Source organism: Arthrobacter sp. KN11-1C, from assembly GCF_052180225.1.
Lineage (GTDB): Bacteria > Actinomycetota > Actinomycetes > Actinomycetales > Micrococcaceae > Arthrobacter.
The window spans coordinates 3,549,522-3,567,092 of record NZ_CP197467.1 but is presented as its reverse complement, the minus strand read 5'-3'; the positions used below and the strand labels follow the sequence as shown (position 1 = coordinate 3,567,092).

Below are 17,571 nucleotides of genomic sequence, written 5' to 3'. Positions count from 1 at the left end.
CAGGCAACAGAAAGGCACCGGACCCAAGGTCCGGTGCCTTTCAGGTGGAGCTAGTTGGACGGAGTGGCGTTGGGCCACCAACCGATTGCCTGTGCCGCACCCTGGGTGGTGGCGTTGGGCCACCAACCGATTGCCTGTGCCGCACCCTGGGTGGCGGCGTTGGGCCACCAACCGATTGCCTGTGCCGCACCCTGGGTGGCGGCGTTGGGCCACCAGCCAATTGCCTGAGCCGCACCCTGGGTGGCGGCGTTGGGCCACCAGCCAATAGCCTGAGCCGCACCCTGGGTGACAGCGTTGGGCCACCAGCCAATGGCTACGGAGGAATCCTGCGACGGGGTCTGGCTGCTGGCGGATACCGCTGCCGAGCCGGTAATTCCCGCGAGCAAGATTGCTGCTGCCGCGAGGAGAGCGGCGAAAGTTCTTTTCATGCGAAAGCTCCTGATATGTTTTTGTGACTGATGCGACTGAAGTGAACAAAGTGAAGCACGCTCATTATAAGAGTAACGACACGCCGTGTCATCAATGCTTGGTCGGCATCTTCCAAAATCGTGCTAATTGCCCTGCCGCGTCTCGATGAAGTGTCTCAGGGACATAATGGAGCTATGCGAGAAAAAAAGGTTGCGCCGGCGTACGCTGCGGTGGAGCTTGAGGCGAGGGAGCACCGCGCCAGCCATGAGTTCACCAAGGCTGCCGACGGCGCGCGTTCGGCCGCCGATATTGCCCGCGACGAGGGCGATTCCACGGGCTGGTGGAACATGACCTTCCTGCAAGCCGAGAACCTTCTCGACGCCGGTGATTTCGCCGAGTGCACTGCCCTGGCGCGATCACTTTCCGAGGCATCGTTGGCTGCGGCCTCACCCCAGCACAGGGCCAGGGCACTCATTTTGATGGCGAACTCCCTGCGGAGTGAAGGACTTCTGGAGATGGCGACGGCGGCCGCGGCGTCGGCCGTGGGCTTGGTCGATGATGACGCAGACATGGAAATCGACGTCCATGCACGGCAGGCTCTGATCGCGACGTATGGCGAATCCGGAAAGCTTGAGGAGGCCTGGGAGGAGTGCCTGTCCCTCTCGGAAAGAATCTCCGACGAAATGGATGACCAGCTGGCCGGCAAGGCGTACTGGGTCATCGGCAATGTGGCATTCCTCTGCGACAAGGTCGATGAGGGCCTCCACTACCATGAGCTCGCCGCCGAAACTTTTTCCCCGTCACGGAACCTGGACGTCTGGGCCAAGTTCAACAAGGCATCGGCGGCGATGAGGCTGGCGGCGGACGTGGCTGACGCCGCCACTTTGCGGTGCATCGAACGTGCCGAACTTGCCACGGATGTTGTCGGGGGGAGCGAAGAGGAAATTCTCCTGCTTCGCCTCAACCGCGCGCATTGGAACTACCTGGCAGGAGACGCCAAAGCGGCGCTTGAGCTGCTGGATGAAATCAGCGGCAGCGCAGATCAGCTGCCTTCGCAGATCGCCGGCGAGATATTCCTCTTGATGGCGCGTGCCCAAGCCGATACCGGGAGCAAGCAGGCGGCGCAGGAAAGCCTGGTCGAAGCCGCCGACCGCTTCGACAAAGCAGGCGCCCACCAGCGTGCCCTCCAAGCCCGGGAGATGCTCGATCCGGGGAGCGATTCGGAAGCCTGATTCTCGGCAGGAGTAGCGGACGCGGGCGTTGGCCCTTCGCTCCGGCGAAGCCGGGGTCTACTCTGGCGCTATGACAGGCTCATCCACGACGGGGGATTTGCATGGGTATGTACCGCGCCGAATCGATGCTTCTCGAATCTGAGGGAGTCCAACAGCTCTTTCTTGAGTCCGCCTTGGGTGTCACCCCTCAAGGCTTGGTCGACAATCCGAGCTTCTTCCGTGGCTTTGCCGTCCGGCCCGAGGTGGTTTCGAGCGCGCTGCTGGCCGTGGCGGATGTGGCAGCGTCACGGTATTTTGATGCGGCCTTCAGGTTGAGCGACGTCCTGGACCCGGTCATGACCGCCGGCGGCGACCGCCTACGCGCGGAGTCCTTCTCAGCCTGCAATGGCGTCTATGCCCGGCTTGACCTGACGAGCAGGGGGCTCGACGGCGGGGAAATCGGCTTTGGGACAACAAACGTGGACATCAATGGTCCGCTTCGCTCAATGCTGGCGAATGTGTCAAGAAACGAGCTCCTCCACTTGGAAGTCGGCCGGGAGCAGCTGGTGGTCTCCACCCCCGGAGAGAGCCATGTTGAACGCCAGGTTGAGCTGCCGGACCGATGGATCCGTGGCTTCGCCGAAACGCCGTCCATCGCAGCAGGAATGGTGCATCTGGCCACTTTGTCCGGTCCGGCGATCACCCAGTTCCTGGCTTCCCTTCCGGCAGCGCAGCCAGGACGCACTGTTTTCCTCGCATCCTCTCTTCGAGGACTCCGGGAAGAGGTCCGCCAGAAACCTTCCACCGTCACCTTGGCAGGCACAGGGAGGCTCGCCGCCGCAAAGAGGGTGGCGCGGTTTGCGTCGAAACTGGAGATTTTTCGCCACGACAGCAGTGCAAGTGCCTGGGTATTCAGGCTTCCCGGAGCCGACTTCACGCTGTTGCTTTCGCCCGAGCCTTACCGTGGATTTTCAGGAGAGGGCGGCATCTTGGAAGCGCTCGCTGTTCCCGGAGCCAAGGAGGATGGGGCCGCGGTGCAGGAGTTTCTCCAGTGGCAGCCCGTCATCTCCGCAACGGCACTGGAAGGCAGAACGGGCATCCCCGCCCAGAGAGTCACTCAAGGCCTCGCCTGCTTGGGGACCTCCGGAAAAGTCGGCTTCGATTTGCTTGAGGGCGCCTACTTCCACCGGGAGCTGCCGCTGGAACCTGACCGGATCGTCAAGGACTATCCGAGGCTTCGGGCTGCTCGCGACATCGTAGCCAAGGAGGGGGGCGTCGAATGGTTAGGGGACCGATGGCAAGTCCAGGCGGGAGTTGGCATTTACGTCCATCACGTAAGAAGAATTGACGGCGTCTACCAGTGCACCTGTGCGTGGTGGGCTGACCACCGGGGCTCCAGGGGGCCTTGTAAACATGTGCTCGCGGTGCAGCTCTTCCGGATGGAGCCTGTACGAGATCCAGGACCGGCGAACTCATGACGGCCGCAGGGGCGGGAATGGGAAGCGCCGAGCCCAGGGTCGTTGAGCATCTACGTCACCTTGTCGAGTCTCGGCAATGGGACGCTCTGCGTGATTACCTCGTAGGGATTCTCCCAGATGAGCGGACGGAAGCGGCACACTGGTTCGCCAAGAAACGCAGATACCTGTTGGCCGACGCCCATGATTGGCGGCAGTACGGAGCAGGCCGATCAATCGACCAAACCTGGGACCTTTTGATGGTTATCCACATCCTGACGGTGGTTTTGGATTCCCCGGTCAGCGCCGCCAGAATCCTGCCTTGGCGGGATTTCCCGATCCGAACTGTCCACATCCTTTTGCTGCTGGACGTTCTGGCTTCCAGAGGTGAGAGCTGGTGCAGGGGATTTGTGGCTGCGGCAATTGCACGCAATGCACGAAGTGGAGAGCGGACAGCAATAAATGTTGTCCGCTGTTGCCTGCCGCTCATGCTGCATTTTGGAATCGAACCGAAGGATTTTGAGGCCTATCCGCGTGTGTGGGCGTGGTTCTACAGGAGCCTTGTTGGCGCTAGGTCCCATGAGGTTTGGAACGACGAAAGCGCCGCGCATTTTGAGTACACCGGTTGGTCCGGCGTCGAATTCCGGATAGGCAACGACGGGCGTGCACAACTCTTTCCGAAGATGCAGAAATCTTTGCTTGAGTTATGGGATCAAGATGCCACGGCTCCTGAAACACTCCTGCGTTGCTTCGAGCTTCCGAACCTGCTCGGTGCGTTGACTTATCGATTCAACGCAGAAAACTGGGGAGTGGAGACCGCGGTTCGTGGCTACATTGAGCGTGGGACATTCAGTCGCGAGTCGGTGATAGCCCATGTCCATACCGCGCTGGCGCGAGGTGACAGCATGCCCACCCAAAGGGTCTTGCTCGATGTGCTGAAGGTGCTCAGTCTCGACCCACGAGAGATGGCCGCGAGCGTGCCACTTTGGTTGTCGACAGTGGCCGCGGCACCGGGGTTCCTCTCGGGCTTTGCGTTGCAGCTCTTGCTCAAAACGCCCCTGGACGGGCGCGATCTGGAGGATCTGAGCGCCACCGTGTTTGGCCGGCCGGAAAAGAACCTGCAGAAACAGTTGGTCCGGCACTTGAAGTCCCAAGCAGTGACCGGGAATTACGACGGCGCCGTCGTCGCCGCATGTTGGCAGGCTGCAGCAGGCTCCTCGGATCTGGAGATCCAGGCCATCGCCACGAAGACCCTGGGGACTCCGCGTACTCCTACCGATCCAGAGGCTCCGGCGCCCGCGCAACTTTGGGCAACTGGCGTAAGACAGCCAGCAGAGAAGCCATTTGCGCCACTGCGACGTGATCCCAGGCGTGCCCTTGCTGAACAGATCGACTACTACGGCTCGCGGATCCAAGAAGAACAAAACCTGGAGCTGCTGCTGCGCGCCCTGTACCGCCGACCTCCAGAACTTCGCGAGGAGTATCGTAAGAAGTACCCATTCCTCGTTTCTCCTCCTGACAATCCACGGGCGAACGGCCTGTTAGAAACTAGCTGGGGTCACTGGGCGACGCCGAGTCCCGGATTCGTGCTGAGGATGTGGGCTTCGGGCGAGCACAACGTGGCCGCCCACCGCAGCGTGATGGAGTTGCTTCGGTGTTCGATGTCCGAGCCGCTCGACTACAGGGATCCATTCGGGGCAACGAATCCGCTGGGCGCAGTCCGCATACTTCGGTTTAGCGAATTGGCCGTCGTGACCGGGACAGCCGCATATTCCCTGGCCACCCCGAGCTACGCGAACTTCCGGGTGAGCTTTGAACGGCTCATCCCAGCCCTTCAATGGTATGAACGTGAAGGGTTGGCGTACGGGGAGGCCGACATGTTTCAAGCCCTGCTTCGGTTGGGGCCTACCTCCGGCATTGACGCGGAAGGCTTGGAAAGGCTCGACGTCAAACCGCTGGACGGATCCGATGATCCGGAGCGGAACGCTGGAAGGATATTGCGCGATTGGGTAGCAGGGGGCGGATTCGTTGCACCTCAGGTCGACGAGCCGCTCACATTGCCCTTGCAAAAGGAACGATTCCCGTCCATCCCACAGCATTTGTTCGAGGCTGAGCTATGGAACACGGCAAAGCGCAGTTCCGACGGAAATGCGGCGGAAGTTCCATTCTGGCCTGAATTGGGTGCCGTGTGGCGTCTGAGGCCCTGGGTAGATTCGTCCTGGTCGGAGTTTGAGGTTTCTAGGCTTGGCATGGACGCTTGGGTCGCCGATGACCTCGGGGTGCACTCACACGAATGGATTGTGAGGGCGCTTGCGTCCGCACACGAAAAGACCCGCGATGCCATAGTGCAAATCGTTCTGGTGCTGGCCGAGGCTGGGCAGTTGTCCGCAGACCATTTGGCGGCCGCCGCGCCAAAGTGTTTGAAAGCCGGAGGCCTTTCATTGGGTCGCCTTGTTCGAAACCTCGCGCTTGTGGCGTACGAAGGATATCTGGATCTCGTCTGGCCGACTCTTGTTGCCTTGGTGGTCGCCATCGGTGAGGAGCAGAGGCTCCCCGCCGGATCCCCGGAGATCCTCGCCAGCTGCACGGAATTCTGGGACTGCATTCCGGTGGGCCATCGGACGGCTGAGAACGTACCGAGGGAATTCGTCGCTGCCGTCCGCGCGCTGGCAAGCTTAAAGTCGGCCACGAAGACGTTCCTCGAAGCGAATCGTTTGTTGTCGGCGATGGGGATCCAACCGGCGCGATAGGGCCGTCCGGTGCCGATCCCTAGCCCTGCCGGATCTTCCGCCGGTCCTCCCGGGACGCCCGCCGCCCCATAAACACAGCCGCGCCGCCAGCCAAAAGGCTCAGCAGGAAGAGTACCCAGCCCGCGACGGTGAGCGTGGAAGCCAAAGCCACCTGGCCGGCGTCGGGCGTTGCGGTTCCCAGCGCGGCGTCGACCGCCACATTGCCGCACAAGCGGACCACCGCGAACAGAAGGGGAGCAGCCCACAGGGCCCAGCGCAGTGCCTTTCCGGCAACGTTGGTGCCAATGAGCAGAAGCCAGGTGAAGCCGAAGATCAGCGGAAACAGGGTTCCGGCGGTCTTGTGGATGTAGCTGAGCTGTCCGCGGGCGTCGTCGGTCATGACGCCATGCAATTGATGGGCATAGTCGGTGGAGAACCCGCCGATAAGGGAATCGGGCATGGCCAGGCCGCCGGACAACTGGGTCATCTGGTTCAGGGTCAGGAGGTGCACGTACCAGAACAGGAACAGGCTGGCCACGACCCCGGCGATCACGATGAGGCGGCCGTTGTTCTGCGCCTTCTCAGGGCCCTGCTGGGCGGTGGGATTGATCACCGACGGCAAGTGGTGCTGGGGCACGGCGGCATTGGCACCGTGCTTCTTGATGCGTTGGGCTGGGGTCTTGGCCATGTCATTCATTATCCCGCCACATAAGCTGGACCCATGACCACTGGCAGGCACTCCGCCACAGAACTTGATCCTTCGCTCGACGACTACGAACTCGCTGCAGCCCTGGTCCGGGAAGCCGGCCAGCTTGCCCTGCTGATGCGGATGGGCGGGCTGCAGGGGGAACGGAAGACCTCGGTTTCGGACGTGGTGACCGCCGCGGACCATGCAGCCGAGGCCTACGTCCTTGAACAACTGCGCCGTTGCCGCCCTGACGATGGCATCCTGGGTGAAGAAGGAAGCTCCGTGGCAGGAAGCAGCGGCCGCACGTGGGTGATCGATCCCGTGGACGGTACCTACAATTTCCTGCACGGCTCAACGTATTGGTGCTCTGCGATCGCCTTAAAGCACGAGGGCACGGCACATGCCGGTGCGCCGGATGCCGACGTCATCCTCGGGGCGATCTATCAACCGGAGCTCGACAAGCTCTGGACAGGCGGCGAAGGCCGCCCCGCGACCCTCAACGACGAACTGATCTCGGGACCGTCCGGAGCTGCCCTGAGCGAACTCGGTGCCGCGACCTACATCCACCCCACTTGGCTCGCCGATCCCCGCGCCGCTATGCCGTGGCACGCCGCAGCGGTGTCCGCCGCTTCACTGCGCATGTTCGGCTCCGGCTCCTGCGATCTCGGTAGGGTCGCCGACGGCGAACTGGGCTGCTGGTTCCAACACAGCTGCCCCGAGTGGGACTGGCTCCCCGGCAAGGCGATCGTCCGCGCGGCCGGCGGGGACACCGACGTCGTGCGAGTCAACGGCCTGGACTGGTTCATCGCGGGAGGCCCGACGGCGGTCCGCGAGTTGCGCGCGGCTCTCACCTCGGTGCCGCAATTCGCGTGAGCATGCGCCTTCCTTGGTGTGAGGAGTGGACATAGTGTTCTGGTCTCTGTGAGCATGAGCCTTCCTTGGGCCTGGGAGTGGACATAGTGCTGTTATGTCCATTGGTTCGGGCGAAGAGGGGGCATGTCCCGTGGGGTGGTGTGGAGTTTGGGCGGCCTGGTCAGTTCTAGTCCTGTGGTTTCTGTGAGCATGCGCCTTCCTTGGTCCGGGGAGTGGACATAGTGCTGTTATGTCCATTGGTTCGGGCGAAGAGGGGGCATGTCCCGTGGGGGAAGCGATCCTGCGTGGCCTCCGGACATTGAGTGTCAGGGCCACCGCCTAGACTGTAAACACCATGGATATGTTGTTTGACCCGTACGCGGATGGCCCCTTCAAAGCTGCAAGCACAGCTGCCACCAAGGCCGCTCCGGCCATGCTTTCGCGCGCCGGAAGCGGCTCTGCACCCGGCGGCTCTGCGCCCGGAGGGGGTTCTGCCTCCGGCGGTTCCGTGCCCGGCGGGGGTGCGTCTGGTGCGTCCTGGGGAGGGACGCCTGGCGGTGCGGAGGAGCGGGGCCACTCGGGCTTGCCGTCCGCGGAGGCATTGCTCCAAGGATTGAATCCACAGCAGGAGGAAGCCGTCAAGCATGCCGGCAGCCCCTTGCTGATCGTGGCTGGAGCAGGTTCGGGCAAGACCCGCGTGCTCTCCAACCGCATTGCTTACCTGATCGCCACCAGGCGGGCCCACCACGGTGAGATCCTGGCGATCACCTTCACCAACAAGGCGGCCGCGGAAATGCGGGAACGCATCGAAGCGCTCGTGGGTGCCCGCGCCAAGTCCATGTGGATTTCAACATTCCACTCCTCCTGCGTGCGGATCCTGCGCCGCGAAGCCGCCAACGTGGGGCTGAACTCCAACTTCTCCATTTACGACTCCGCGGACTCCCTGCGGCTCATCACGCTCGTCGCGAAGAACCTGGACCTTGATCCCAAGAAGTTCGCGCCCAAAGCGATCCAGCACAAAATCTCGGCCCTCAAGAACGAGCTCATCGACGACGATGCGTTCGCCTCGGGCGCCAACTACAACGAACCCTTCGAGCAGGCCGTGGCCGAGGTCTTCAAGGGCTACACCCAGCGCCTGCGCCAGGCCAACGCCATGGACTTCGACGACCTCATCGCGCAGACCGTCTACATGTTCCGGGCCTTCCCCGCGCTCGCAGAATCCTACCGCCGACGTTTCCGTCACGTCCTCGTTGACGAATACCAGGACACCAACCACGCCCAGTACGCATTGGTCCGCGAAATCGTCGGCGAGGGTCCCCACGCGAGCGAGCTGACCGTCGTCGGCGACTCCGACCAGTCGATTTACGCCTTCCGCGGTGCCGATATCCGCAACATCGTCGAATTCGAGAAGGACTACCCGGAAGCGCGCACCATCAAATTGGAGCAGAACTACCGCTCCACCCAGAACATCCTGAGCGCGGCGAACTCCGTTATTTCGCGCAACCCCAACCGCCCGGACAAGAAGCTCTGGACGGCCGAGGGTGACGGCGAAAAGATCATCGGCTACGTGGGGGAGAACGAGCACGACGAAGCACAGTTCATCGCCAAGGAAATCGACCGGCTCCAGGACGAGGAAGGCCTGCGTCCCGGCGACGTCGCCATTTTCTACCGGACCAACGCCCAGTCGCGCTCCATTGAAGACGTGCTGGTCCGGGTCGGCCTGCCGTACAAAGTGGTGGGCGGGACCCGCTTCTACGAACGCAAGGAAATCAAGGACGCCCTCGCGTACCTTCGCGTCCTGGTGAACCCGGACGACGACGTCAACTTGCGTCGCGTCCTCAACGAACCCAAGCGGGGAATCGGCGATCGCGCCGAAGGAGCCGTGGCGGCACTTGCCGAACGCGAACGGACGTCGTTCATGACTGCGGCACGCAAGGCGGACCAGGCTCCCGGCATGGCCACCCGTTCCGTGAACGCGGTCCTGGGATTCGTGAAACTCCTGGATGACCTGGCCGAAGTGGCCTCCGGTTCCGGGGCTGCGGCAGCGTTGGAAGCGGTCCTGGAACAGACGGGGTACCTTGCCGGGCTCCGTGCCAGCACCGATCCGCAGGACGAATCCCGCGTGGAAAACCTCGCCGAACTGGTGGCGGTGGTCCGGGAATACGAACGTGACAACCCCGAGGGCTCGCTGGGTGAATTCCTGGAGCAAGTTTCCCTCGTAGCCGACGCGGACCAGATCCCGGACGCTCCGGAAGGATCCTCCGAGGACGCGGCCGCCGCCGTGGCTGAGGCCAAACGGATGGGCGTCGTCACGCTCATGACCCTCCACACGGCCAAGGGCCTGGAATTCCCGGTGGTCTTCCTGACCGGCATGGAACACGGGCTGTTCCCGCATCAGCGGTCCGCAACCGATCCGAAGGAACTGGCGGAGGAGCGTCGCCTGGCCTATGTGGGCCTCACCCGTGCGCGGAAGCGCCTCTATGTGACCCGCTCGGAAGTCCGCAGCATGTGGGGCCAGAGCCAATACAACCCCGCCAGCCAATTCCTTGAGGAGATCCCCACCGGCCTGGTGGAGTGGAAACGCGAAGGAACCTCCCGCCAAGTGAGCGGTTGGGGCAACGCCCCCATCGGTTCCGGGCGTTACGGTGGATCCTTCTGGGGTGCCGGCACCTCGCGCGGGGCTGCCGCCAGCGCGACGGCGGGCTTCAACGCCGACGTGCCTGCCGCCGTCGTACGCAATCGTGTCCAGCCGCAGAAGGAAGTGGTCGCCGTCGCCGTCGGGGACAAGGTGAATCACACGAGCTTCGGCAACGGCACCGTGATCGGCGTCGAAGGCGCCGGCGACAAGACCGTGGCGAAGGTGAAGTTCGACGTCGGGGAGAAACGGCTGCTGTTGCGTTACGCGCCGCTCACCAAACTGGATTCCTAGCGGCTCCAGGCGTCCTGTCGTCCCGGCATGGCGGCGTCCAGAGCGCCGGAAAACCGCGTCATATAGCGGTTTTTCTACGGTCCATAGAACTGTGTGCTTACTCACTTAACAGGTACTGTAGAACCGGCTGGCCTCCCCGGGGGGCTAAAGTTCGAGAGGAACTTGCGCAATGTGACCGGCTGCTTGTCGGCCGTTCGATGCGCACCTATCCGCAGCCGGTTTTCGCGGTCACCGTGGTTTCCGGCTGTACAGAAACTACTTCGACGTAGAAGGACACTAAACCGTGGACCTGTTTGAATATCAGGCGCGCGATATGTTCGAAGCGCACGGTGTACCCGTGCTCGCCGGCATCGTGGCGCACACTCCTGAAGAAGCAAAGGCTGCTGCCGAGAACATCGGCGGCGTGACCGTCGTCAAGGCGCAGGTAAAGGTCGGTGGCCGTGGCAAGGCCGGCGGTGTCAAGGTCGCAAAGTCCGCTGACGAAGCGCTTGAGCACGCCACCAACATCCTCGGCATGGACATCAAGGGCCACACCGTCAACAAGGTCATGATCGCCCAGGGCGCCGACATTGCTGAGGAATACTACTTCTCCGTCCTGCTGGACCGGGCCAACCGCAACTACCTGGCCATGTGCTCGGTTGAAGGCGGCATGGAAATCGAGCAGCTTGCCGTCGAGCGCCCCGAGGCACTCGCCAAGGTAGCCATCGATCCCGCAGTCGGAATCGACCAGGCCAAGGCCGACGAAATCGTTGCCGCTGCCGGTTTCTCCGAGGAACTGCGCGCCAAGGTTGCTTCCGTCATCCTGAAGCTCTGGGACGTCTTCAAGAAGGAAGACGCAACCCTCGTTGAGGTCAACCCCTTGGTCAAGACCGGCGCTGGCGACATCGTTGCCCTTGACGGCAAGGTCTCGCTGGACGAAAACGCCGGCTTCCGCCACGTTCACCACAATGAACTTGAGGACAAGGACGCAGCCGACCCGCTCGAGGCCAAGGCCAAGGCGCAGGACCTCAACTACGTCAAGCTTGACGGCTCGGTTGGCATCATCGGCAACGGCGCCGGTCTTGTGATGTCCACCCTCGACGTCGTTGCTTACGCAGGCGAAAACCACGGCAACGTCAAGCCGGCCAACTTCCTGGACATCGGCGGTGGAGCCTCCGCTGAGGTCATGGCCGCTGGACTGGACGTCATCCTCGGTGACGAGCAGGTCAAGAGCGTATTCGTGAACGTCTTCGGTGGCATCACGGCGTGTGACGCCGTGGCAAAGGGCATCGTCGGTGCACTGGCCGAGCTTGGCTCCAACGCCAACAAGCCGCTGGTCGTCCGCCTCGACGGCAATAACGTCGAAGAGGGCCGCCGCATCCTGGCCGAGGCCAACCACCCGCTGGTTACCCTGGCAGCCACCATGGACGAGGGCGCCGACAAGGCCGCCGAGCTCGCCAACGCAGCGAAGTAAGGGACGCAAGACTATGTCTATCTACCTCAACAAGGACTCCAAGGTCATCGTCCAGGGCATCACCGGCGGCGAAGGCACCAAGCACACCGCCCTGATGCTCAAGGCCGGCACCAACATCGTCGGCGGCGTCAACGCACGCAAGGCCGGCACCACGGTGCTGCACGGGGACAAGGAAATCACTGTCTTCGGCACCGTCAAGGAAGCCATCGCCGAAACCGGCGCGGACGTCTCGATCGTCTTCGTCCCGCCGGCATTCACCAAGGCCGCTGTGGTTGAAGCCATCGAAGCAGGCATCGGCCTGGTTGTTGTCATCACCGAAGGCGTGCCGGTTCAGGATTCGGCCGAGTTCTGGGCACTTGCCCAGGCCACGGTGGACGCTAACGGCAAGCAGATCACCCGCATCATCGGCCCGAACTGCCCCGGCATCATCACCCCGGGCGAAGCCCTGGTTGGCATCACCCCGGCAAACATCACGGGCAAGGGCCCCATCGGCTTGGTCTCCAAGTCCGGTACCTTGACTTACCAGATGATGTACGAGCTGCGCGACCTCGGTTTCTCCACCGCGATCGGCATCGGTGGCGACCCCGTCATCGGCACCACGCACATCGACGCCCTCGCTGCGTTCGAGGCTGACCCGGAGACCAAGGCAATCGTCATGATCGGCGAAATCGGTGGCGACGCCGAAGAGCGTGCAGCCGACTTCATCAAGGCCAACGTGACCAAGCCGGTTGTCGGCTACGTTGCAGGCTTCACCGCTCCCGAGGGCAAGACCATGGGCCACGCAGGCGCCATCGTCTCCGGCTCCGCGGGTACGGCACAGGCCAAGAAGGAAGCTCTCGAAGCAGCAGGCGTGAAGGTCGGCAAGACGCCGTCCGAGACCGCCAAGCTCCTCCGCGAGGTCTTCGCAACCCTCTAGCACAACCCGCGCAGGGTTTCCGCGCGATTGAAGTACGGCGGCGCCCGTCACCTTCCACGTGAAGGTGACGGGCGCCGTCGTTGTTTAACTGTTGGACGGCCGGACGAACGTTGCAAGGACCAACGCTCGCTCACATATCGCGTCCTTTTCACGAACGCTCGCTCACCTTTGAAGGCTTTCGCCCGACGCTCGCTCACCTACGGTGAGCGAGCGTTTGTGCTTAAGGGGTTATAGGTGAGCGGGCATTTGGCGTTTGGGGCCCATAAGTGAGCGGGCGTCGCTGCGGGAGGGGCGTCACGGCGGCAAGCACTTGTGACGCGATCGGCAAGTTTGTTAGTATGTCAGGACAAACTATTGAAGGAGAACAGATGCCCCTCGTCCGCATCGATGTCAACGAAGGCCGTACTCAGGGCCAGCTCGGCGACCTCAGCAAGCGAATCCACGATGCCATCCTCGCCGAGTATGGCATCCCCGAGCGCGACTACTTCCACATCATCACCGAGCATCCCGCGGGCCAGATCATTGCGCAGGACGCCGGGCTCGGCTTCGAGCGAAGTTCCGGTGTGGTCATGATCCAGATCTTCACCCAGGGTGGTCGAAGTCGCGAAGCCAAGCAGTCCCTGTTCGCCGCCATTGCGGCGCAGCTCAGCGAGATCGGCGTCGCCGGCGAGGATGTCTTCCTGGGGTGCGTCGAAAACACCGCCGATGACTGGTCCTTCGGCTTCGGCCGGGCCCAGTATGTCACCGGCGAACTTGCCGTTCCCGCCCGGTAATTCAGCGTTTTGGGGCGGACTCAAGCCCATATCATCGCGTAATTCAAGCCATTACGTTTCGTTGTAAATATGTCAGTACAAACCTTTGACAGGACATGAATTCTGGTGCAAAGTAGTGGTTGTGGCCCCGCTCACTGCGGGCCGGCAAAAGCACCGGAGCTCTCACCGTCCCGCAAGAAGAGTTCACTACAGAAAGGTCCGCGATCACCGTGACCCACGAACTGCTCACCATCGGGCGCATCAGCGTTGATATCTACCCGAACGACATCGGTGTGGGACTGGAGGATGTGCAGTCCTTCGGCAAGTATCTTGGCGGCTCGCCCTCCAACGTGGCTGTTGCCGCTGCCCGCCACGGCCGCCGTTCCGGCGTGATTACGCGTACGGGTGATGACCCGTTCGGCGTCTACCTCCACCGCGAGTTGCGCAAGTTCAGGGTCGACGACGGATTCGTCACCCCGGTGCCGGGCCTGCAGACGCCGGCCACGTTCTGCGCGATCCAGCCCCCGCACGACTTCCCGCTGTACTTCTACGGCCGTTTCCCGACGGCGCCGGACCTTCAGATCAAGGCCGAGGAATTGGATCTCGACGCGATCAAGGACGCCGGGATCTTCTGGTCCACCGTGACCGGCCTGTGCCAGGAGCCCAGCCGCTCGGCCCACCTCGCAGCCCACGAGGCACGTCCGCGCACCGGACTCAAGGAGGGCCAGTACACCATCCTGGACCTGGACTACCGGCCGATGTTCTGGGCTTCCGAGGACGAGGCCCGGGCTGAGGTCGCCAAGATCCTGCCGCACGTCACGGTGGCCATCGGCAACGACAAGGAATGTGCCGTCGCCGTGGGTGAAGGAACCCCGGACGAGCAGGCTGATCGCCTCCTGGCCGCCGGCGTCGAAATCGCCGTCGTCAAGCTCGGCCCCGAAGGTGTCATGGCCAAGACCCGCACCGAACGCGTCGTTTCCGCACCGGTTCCGGTGGAGACCGTCAACGGCCTGGGCGCTGGCGACTCATTCGGTGGCGCCTTCTGCCACGGATTGTTGTCCGGCTGGCCTTTGGCCCAGGTCCTGGACTACGCGAACGCCGCCGGCGCGATCGTCGCCTCCCGCCTCTCCTGCGCAGATGCCATGCCGACGCCGGACGAGGTCACCTCGCTGCTCGCTGAACGCGGCCGCCTGACCCCCGCCGGCACCGCCGGCACCGACGCAGAAGCTTCCCACGCAGCCGTTTCCGAAGGAGCAACACGTTGAGCTTCAATGACGACCCCCGCCGGTACGAGCACCTCAGTGCCATCCGGCTTGAAGATCCCGACGCCGTTGCCCGCGCCGCCGCCGCCCGTCGCCGCCACCCGGGACTCAAGTACGGGACGCAGAACTTCATCGTCGCGGCCGACCACCCGGCCCGCGGCGCCCTGAGCGTCGGCGCTGACCCGACGGCGATGGCAGACCGCCGGACCCTGCTCGACCGGCTGCAGATCGCCTTGGCGAACCCCGCCGTCGACGGCGTGCTCGCGAGCCCGGACATCATGGACGACCTGTTGCTCCTGGGTGCGCTCGAGGGCAAGCTCGTCTTCGGTTCGATGAACCGCGGCGGCCTCGCCGGGTTGGTCAACGAAATCGATGACCGTTTCACGGGCCACACCGCGGCGGCACTTGATGCCCTCGGCGCCGACGGCGGCAAAATGCTCACCCGGATCTGCCTCGGGGACCCGGACACGGCGTCGATCCTGGAAGCCACCGCCAAGGCAGTGGATTCGCTCGCGGCGCGCAAGCTGATCGCGATGGTGGAACCCTTCCTGTCCGTCCGCGAGGCGAACGGCAAGGTCCGCAACGACCTTTCCCCGGACGCCGTGATCAAGTCGGTCGCGATTGCCGAGGGCCTCGGTTCCACGAGCGCCTACACCTGGATGAAGCTGCCGGTCGTGGCCGAGATGGAACGCGTCATGGCGGCCACCACGCTTCCCACGGTCCTGTTGGGCGGGGATCCGGACGCGGGCCAGGACGAGGTCTTCGCCAGCTGGCAGGCCGCCCTTGCACTCCCCGGGGTCCAGGGATTGACTGTGGGCCGGACGCTTTTGTATCCGGCCGACGGCGACGTGGCCGGGGCCGTTGCCACCGCCGCATCGCTCTTGAAGACGCCAGAGCTGCTAAAGACACCTGCGAAAGTATCGGAGTAAGAGTAATGTCAACGCGCAGAATGACGGTCGCCCAGGCGGTTGTCGAGTTCTTGTCCAAGCAGTACACGGTGGACACCGTCGGCGGGAGCGAGTACCGGGAGCGCCTTATCCCCGGCACCTTCGGGATCTTCGGACACGGCAACGTCGCCGGCGTCGGCCAGGCCCTCAAGCAGTACCAGCAGCTCGATCCGGCGATCATGCCGTATTACCAGGGCCGCAACGAGCAGGCCCAGGCGCACCAGGCTGTCGGCTACGCCCGGCACACCCGCCGTCGCCAGACGTTCGCGATCAGCACCTCGATCGGCCCGGGTTCCTCGAACCTTCTGACCGGCGCGGCGCTGGCCACCACCAACCGTCTGCCGGTGCTGCTGCTGCCCAGCGATACCTTCGCCACCCGCGCGGCGGATCCGGTGCTGCAGCAGCTCGAGCTGCCCTACGCCTACGACATCACGGTCAACGACGCGTTCCGTCCGCTCTCGAAGTTCTTCGACCGAGTGTCCCGCCCGGAGCAGTTGTTCTCCGCGTTCCACCACGGCCTGCGCGTCCTGACAGACCCGGCCGAGACCGGCGCGGTGACGATTTCCCTGCCGCAGGACGTCCAGGCCGAGGCCTTGGATGTCCCGGAGGAGTTCCTTGCCGAGCGTGAGTGGCGGATCCGCCGCCCCGAGGCCGACGACGACGACATCCGCCGCGCCGCCGAGGCCATCCGTGCCGCGAAGCGCCCCCTCATCATCGCCGGCGGCGGCGTCCTCTACGCCTTCGCCAACGAGGAACTCGCCACGTTCGCCGAACTGACCGGCATCCCGGTGGGCAACACCCAGGCCGGCGTCGGCGTACTGCCGTGGGACCACAAGTTCTCGCTCGGAGCCATCGGCTCCACGGGCACGACGGCGGCGAACGCCATCGCTGCCGAGGCTGACTTGATCATCGGCATCGGTACCCGATACGAGGACTTCACGACGGCGTCGCGCACTGCCTTCCAGAACCCCGACGTGAAGTTCGTGAACATCAACGTGGCCGCGATCGACGCGTACAAGCACGGAACCGTGCTGCCGATCGTCGCCGACGCCCGCAAGGCCCTCGTCAAACTCAACTCAGCGCTCGGCGGCTACCGTGTTGGCGCTGACCTCGAGCAGAAGATCGCGGCCGAGAAGAAGCGCTGGGACGCCACGGTGGATGAAGCCTTCGACACCCGCCACACCCCGCTGCCGGCCCAGAACGAGATCATCGGCGCGACCAACCGGGCCATGGACGAGCATGACGTGGTCATCTGTGCCGCCGGTTCCCTCCCGGGCGACCTGCACAAGATGTGGCGCGTCCGGGACCCCTTCGGCTACCACGTGGAATATGCCTACTCTTGCATGGGTTACGAAATCCCCGGAGGCCTGGGCGTCAAGCGTGCCGCCCTGGCCGAGGCCGCCGCGGGCGGCAAGGACCGCGACGTCGTGGTCATGGTGGGGGACGGCTCCTACCTGATGATGCACACCGAACTGGTCACCGCCGTCGCCGAACGCATCAAGCTGATCGTGGTCCTCATCCAGAACCACGGCTACGCCTCGATCGGCTCGCTGTCCGAGTCGCTCGGCTCGCAGCGCTTCGGCACCCAGTACCGCGTCCTGGACAAGGAACAGCACTCCTTCGACGCCGGCGAGAACCTGCCCATCGACCTGGCCCTCAACGCCGAGTCCCTCGGCGCGAAGGTCATCCGGATCGAGCCCGGCGAGAAGGTCATCGCCGAACTCGAACAGGCCATCCGCGACGCGAAGTCGGCGCCGGAAGAGACCGGACCGATCGTCATCCACGTCGAATCGGACCCCCTGCTGGACGCCCCGAGCTCCGAATCCTGGTGGGATGTTCCCGTCTCGCAGGTCTCGGAACTCGAATCCACGCAGCAGGCTTACCGGAGCTACACGCAACACAAGAACAGCCAGCGCAAGCTGCTCGGCTAGACCCCTCAAGCTCTCTTCAAGCACCAGACCCAAGCACCA

13 protein-coding genes are annotated in these 17,571 nt (G+C 63.6%); 11 read left to right on the top strand and 2 right to left on the bottom strand.

Going from position 1 to position 17,571, the window contains the following annotated elements; translation table 11 throughout:
- Positions 1 to 50 precede the first annotated feature (50 nt).
- Entirely contained in the window at positions 51 to 428 is a 378-nt protein-coding gene (locus ACSBOX_RS16625; protein ID WP_442543438.1) for a hypothetical protein, read from the bottom strand.
- Between the two features lie 174 nt (positions 429 to 602).
- On the opposite strand from ACSBOX_RS16625, the gene ACSBOX_RS16620 reads away from it, so the two are divergent.
- The 3 genes from ACSBOX_RS16620 to ACSBOX_RS16610 all read left to right on the top strand — a co-directional run bounded on the left by ACSBOX_RS16620 (position 603) and on the right by ACSBOX_RS16610 (position 5,823).
- On the top strand, positions 603 to 1,640 hold the full coding sequence (locus tag ACSBOX_RS16620) for a hypothetical protein (RefSeq protein WP_442543437.1): 1,038 nt from the start codon (positions 603 to 605) through the stop codon (positions 1,638 to 1,640).
- Positions 1,641 to 1,741: 101 nt separating this feature from the next.
- The gene (locus tag ACSBOX_RS16615; protein ID WP_442543436.1) at positions 1,742 to 3,097 is read left to right on the top strand and encodes an SWIM zinc finger family protein; all 1,356 of its coding nucleotides are present in this window, start codon (positions 1,742 to 1,744) and stop codon (positions 3,095 to 3,097) included.
- 236 nt (positions 3,098 to 3,333) lie between these two features.
- Positions 3,334 to 5,823, top strand: a complete 2,490-nt coding sequence (locus ACSBOX_RS16610) for a hypothetical protein (protein WP_442543435.1) — start codon at positions 3,334 to 3,336, stop codon at positions 5,821 to 5,823.
- Positions 5,824 to 5,842: 19 nt separating this feature from the next.
- Here ACSBOX_RS16610 and ACSBOX_RS16605 read toward each other — a convergent pair whose 3' ends face one another.
- The gene (locus tag ACSBOX_RS16605; protein WP_442543434.1) at positions 5,843 to 6,490 is read right to left on the bottom strand and encodes a hypothetical protein; all 648 of its coding nucleotides are present in this window, start codon (positions 6,488 to 6,490) and stop codon (positions 5,843 to 5,845) included.
- Positions 6,491 to 6,523: 33 nt separating this feature from the next.
- Here ACSBOX_RS16605 and ACSBOX_RS16600 point away from each other — a divergent pair, with 33 nt between their 5' ends.
- The 8 genes from ACSBOX_RS16600 to iolD all read left to right on the top strand — a co-directional run bounded on the left by ACSBOX_RS16600 (position 6,524) and on the right by iolD (position 17,532).
- Positions 6,524 to 7,363, top strand: coding sequence for an inositol monophosphatase family protein (locus tag ACSBOX_RS16600; protein WP_442543433.1), 840 nt, complete (start codon positions 6,524 to 6,526; stop codon positions 7,361 to 7,363).
- A gap of 334 nt (positions 7,364 to 7,697) precedes the next feature.
- Entirely contained in the window at positions 7,698 to 10,271 is a 2,574-nt protein-coding gene (pcrA, locus tag ACSBOX_RS16595; protein WP_442543432.1) for a DNA helicase PcrA, read from the top strand.
- 283 nt (positions 10,272 to 10,554) lie between these two features.
- Complete coding sequence (sucC, locus tag ACSBOX_RS16590) at positions 10,555 to 11,724, top strand: ADP-forming succinate--CoA ligase subunit beta (protein WP_442543431.1); 1,170 nt, start codon at positions 10,555 to 10,557, stop codon at positions 11,722 to 11,724.
- A gap of 13 nt (positions 11,725 to 11,737) precedes the next feature.
- Entirely contained in the window at positions 11,738 to 12,640 is a 903-nt protein-coding gene (sucD, locus tag ACSBOX_RS16585) for a succinate--CoA ligase subunit alpha (protein WP_442543430.1), read from the top strand.
- A 368-nt stretch (positions 12,641 to 13,008) separates the two neighbouring features.
- Positions 13,009 to 13,413 (top strand): tautomerase family protein, encoded by a 405-nt coding sequence (locus ACSBOX_RS16580; protein WP_442543429.1) that lies wholly within the window; start codon positions 13,009 to 13,011, stop codon positions 13,411 to 13,413.
- Between the two features lie 209 nt (positions 13,414 to 13,622).
- Positions 13,623 to 14,657 (top strand): 5-dehydro-2-deoxygluconokinase, encoded by a 1,035-nt coding sequence (iolC, locus tag ACSBOX_RS16575; RefSeq protein WP_442543428.1) that lies wholly within the window; start codon positions 13,623 to 13,625, stop codon positions 14,655 to 14,657.
- Positions 14,654 to 15,583, top strand: coding sequence for a Cgl0159 family (beta/alpha)8-fold protein (locus ACSBOX_RS16570; protein ID WP_284764273.1), 930 nt, complete (start codon positions 14,654 to 14,656; stop codon positions 15,581 to 15,583). The genes iolC and ACSBOX_RS16570 overlap by 4 nt, the downstream gene beginning before the upstream one ends.
- Positions 15,584 to 15,603: 20 nt before the next feature.
- On the top strand, positions 15,604 to 17,532 hold the full coding sequence (iolD, locus tag ACSBOX_RS16565; protein ID WP_442546052.1) for a 3D-(3,5/4)-trihydroxycyclohexane-1,2-dione acylhydrolase (decyclizing): 1,929 nt from the start codon (positions 15,604 to 15,606) through the stop codon (positions 17,530 to 17,532).
- Positions 17,533 to 17,571: the final 39 nt, after the last annotated feature.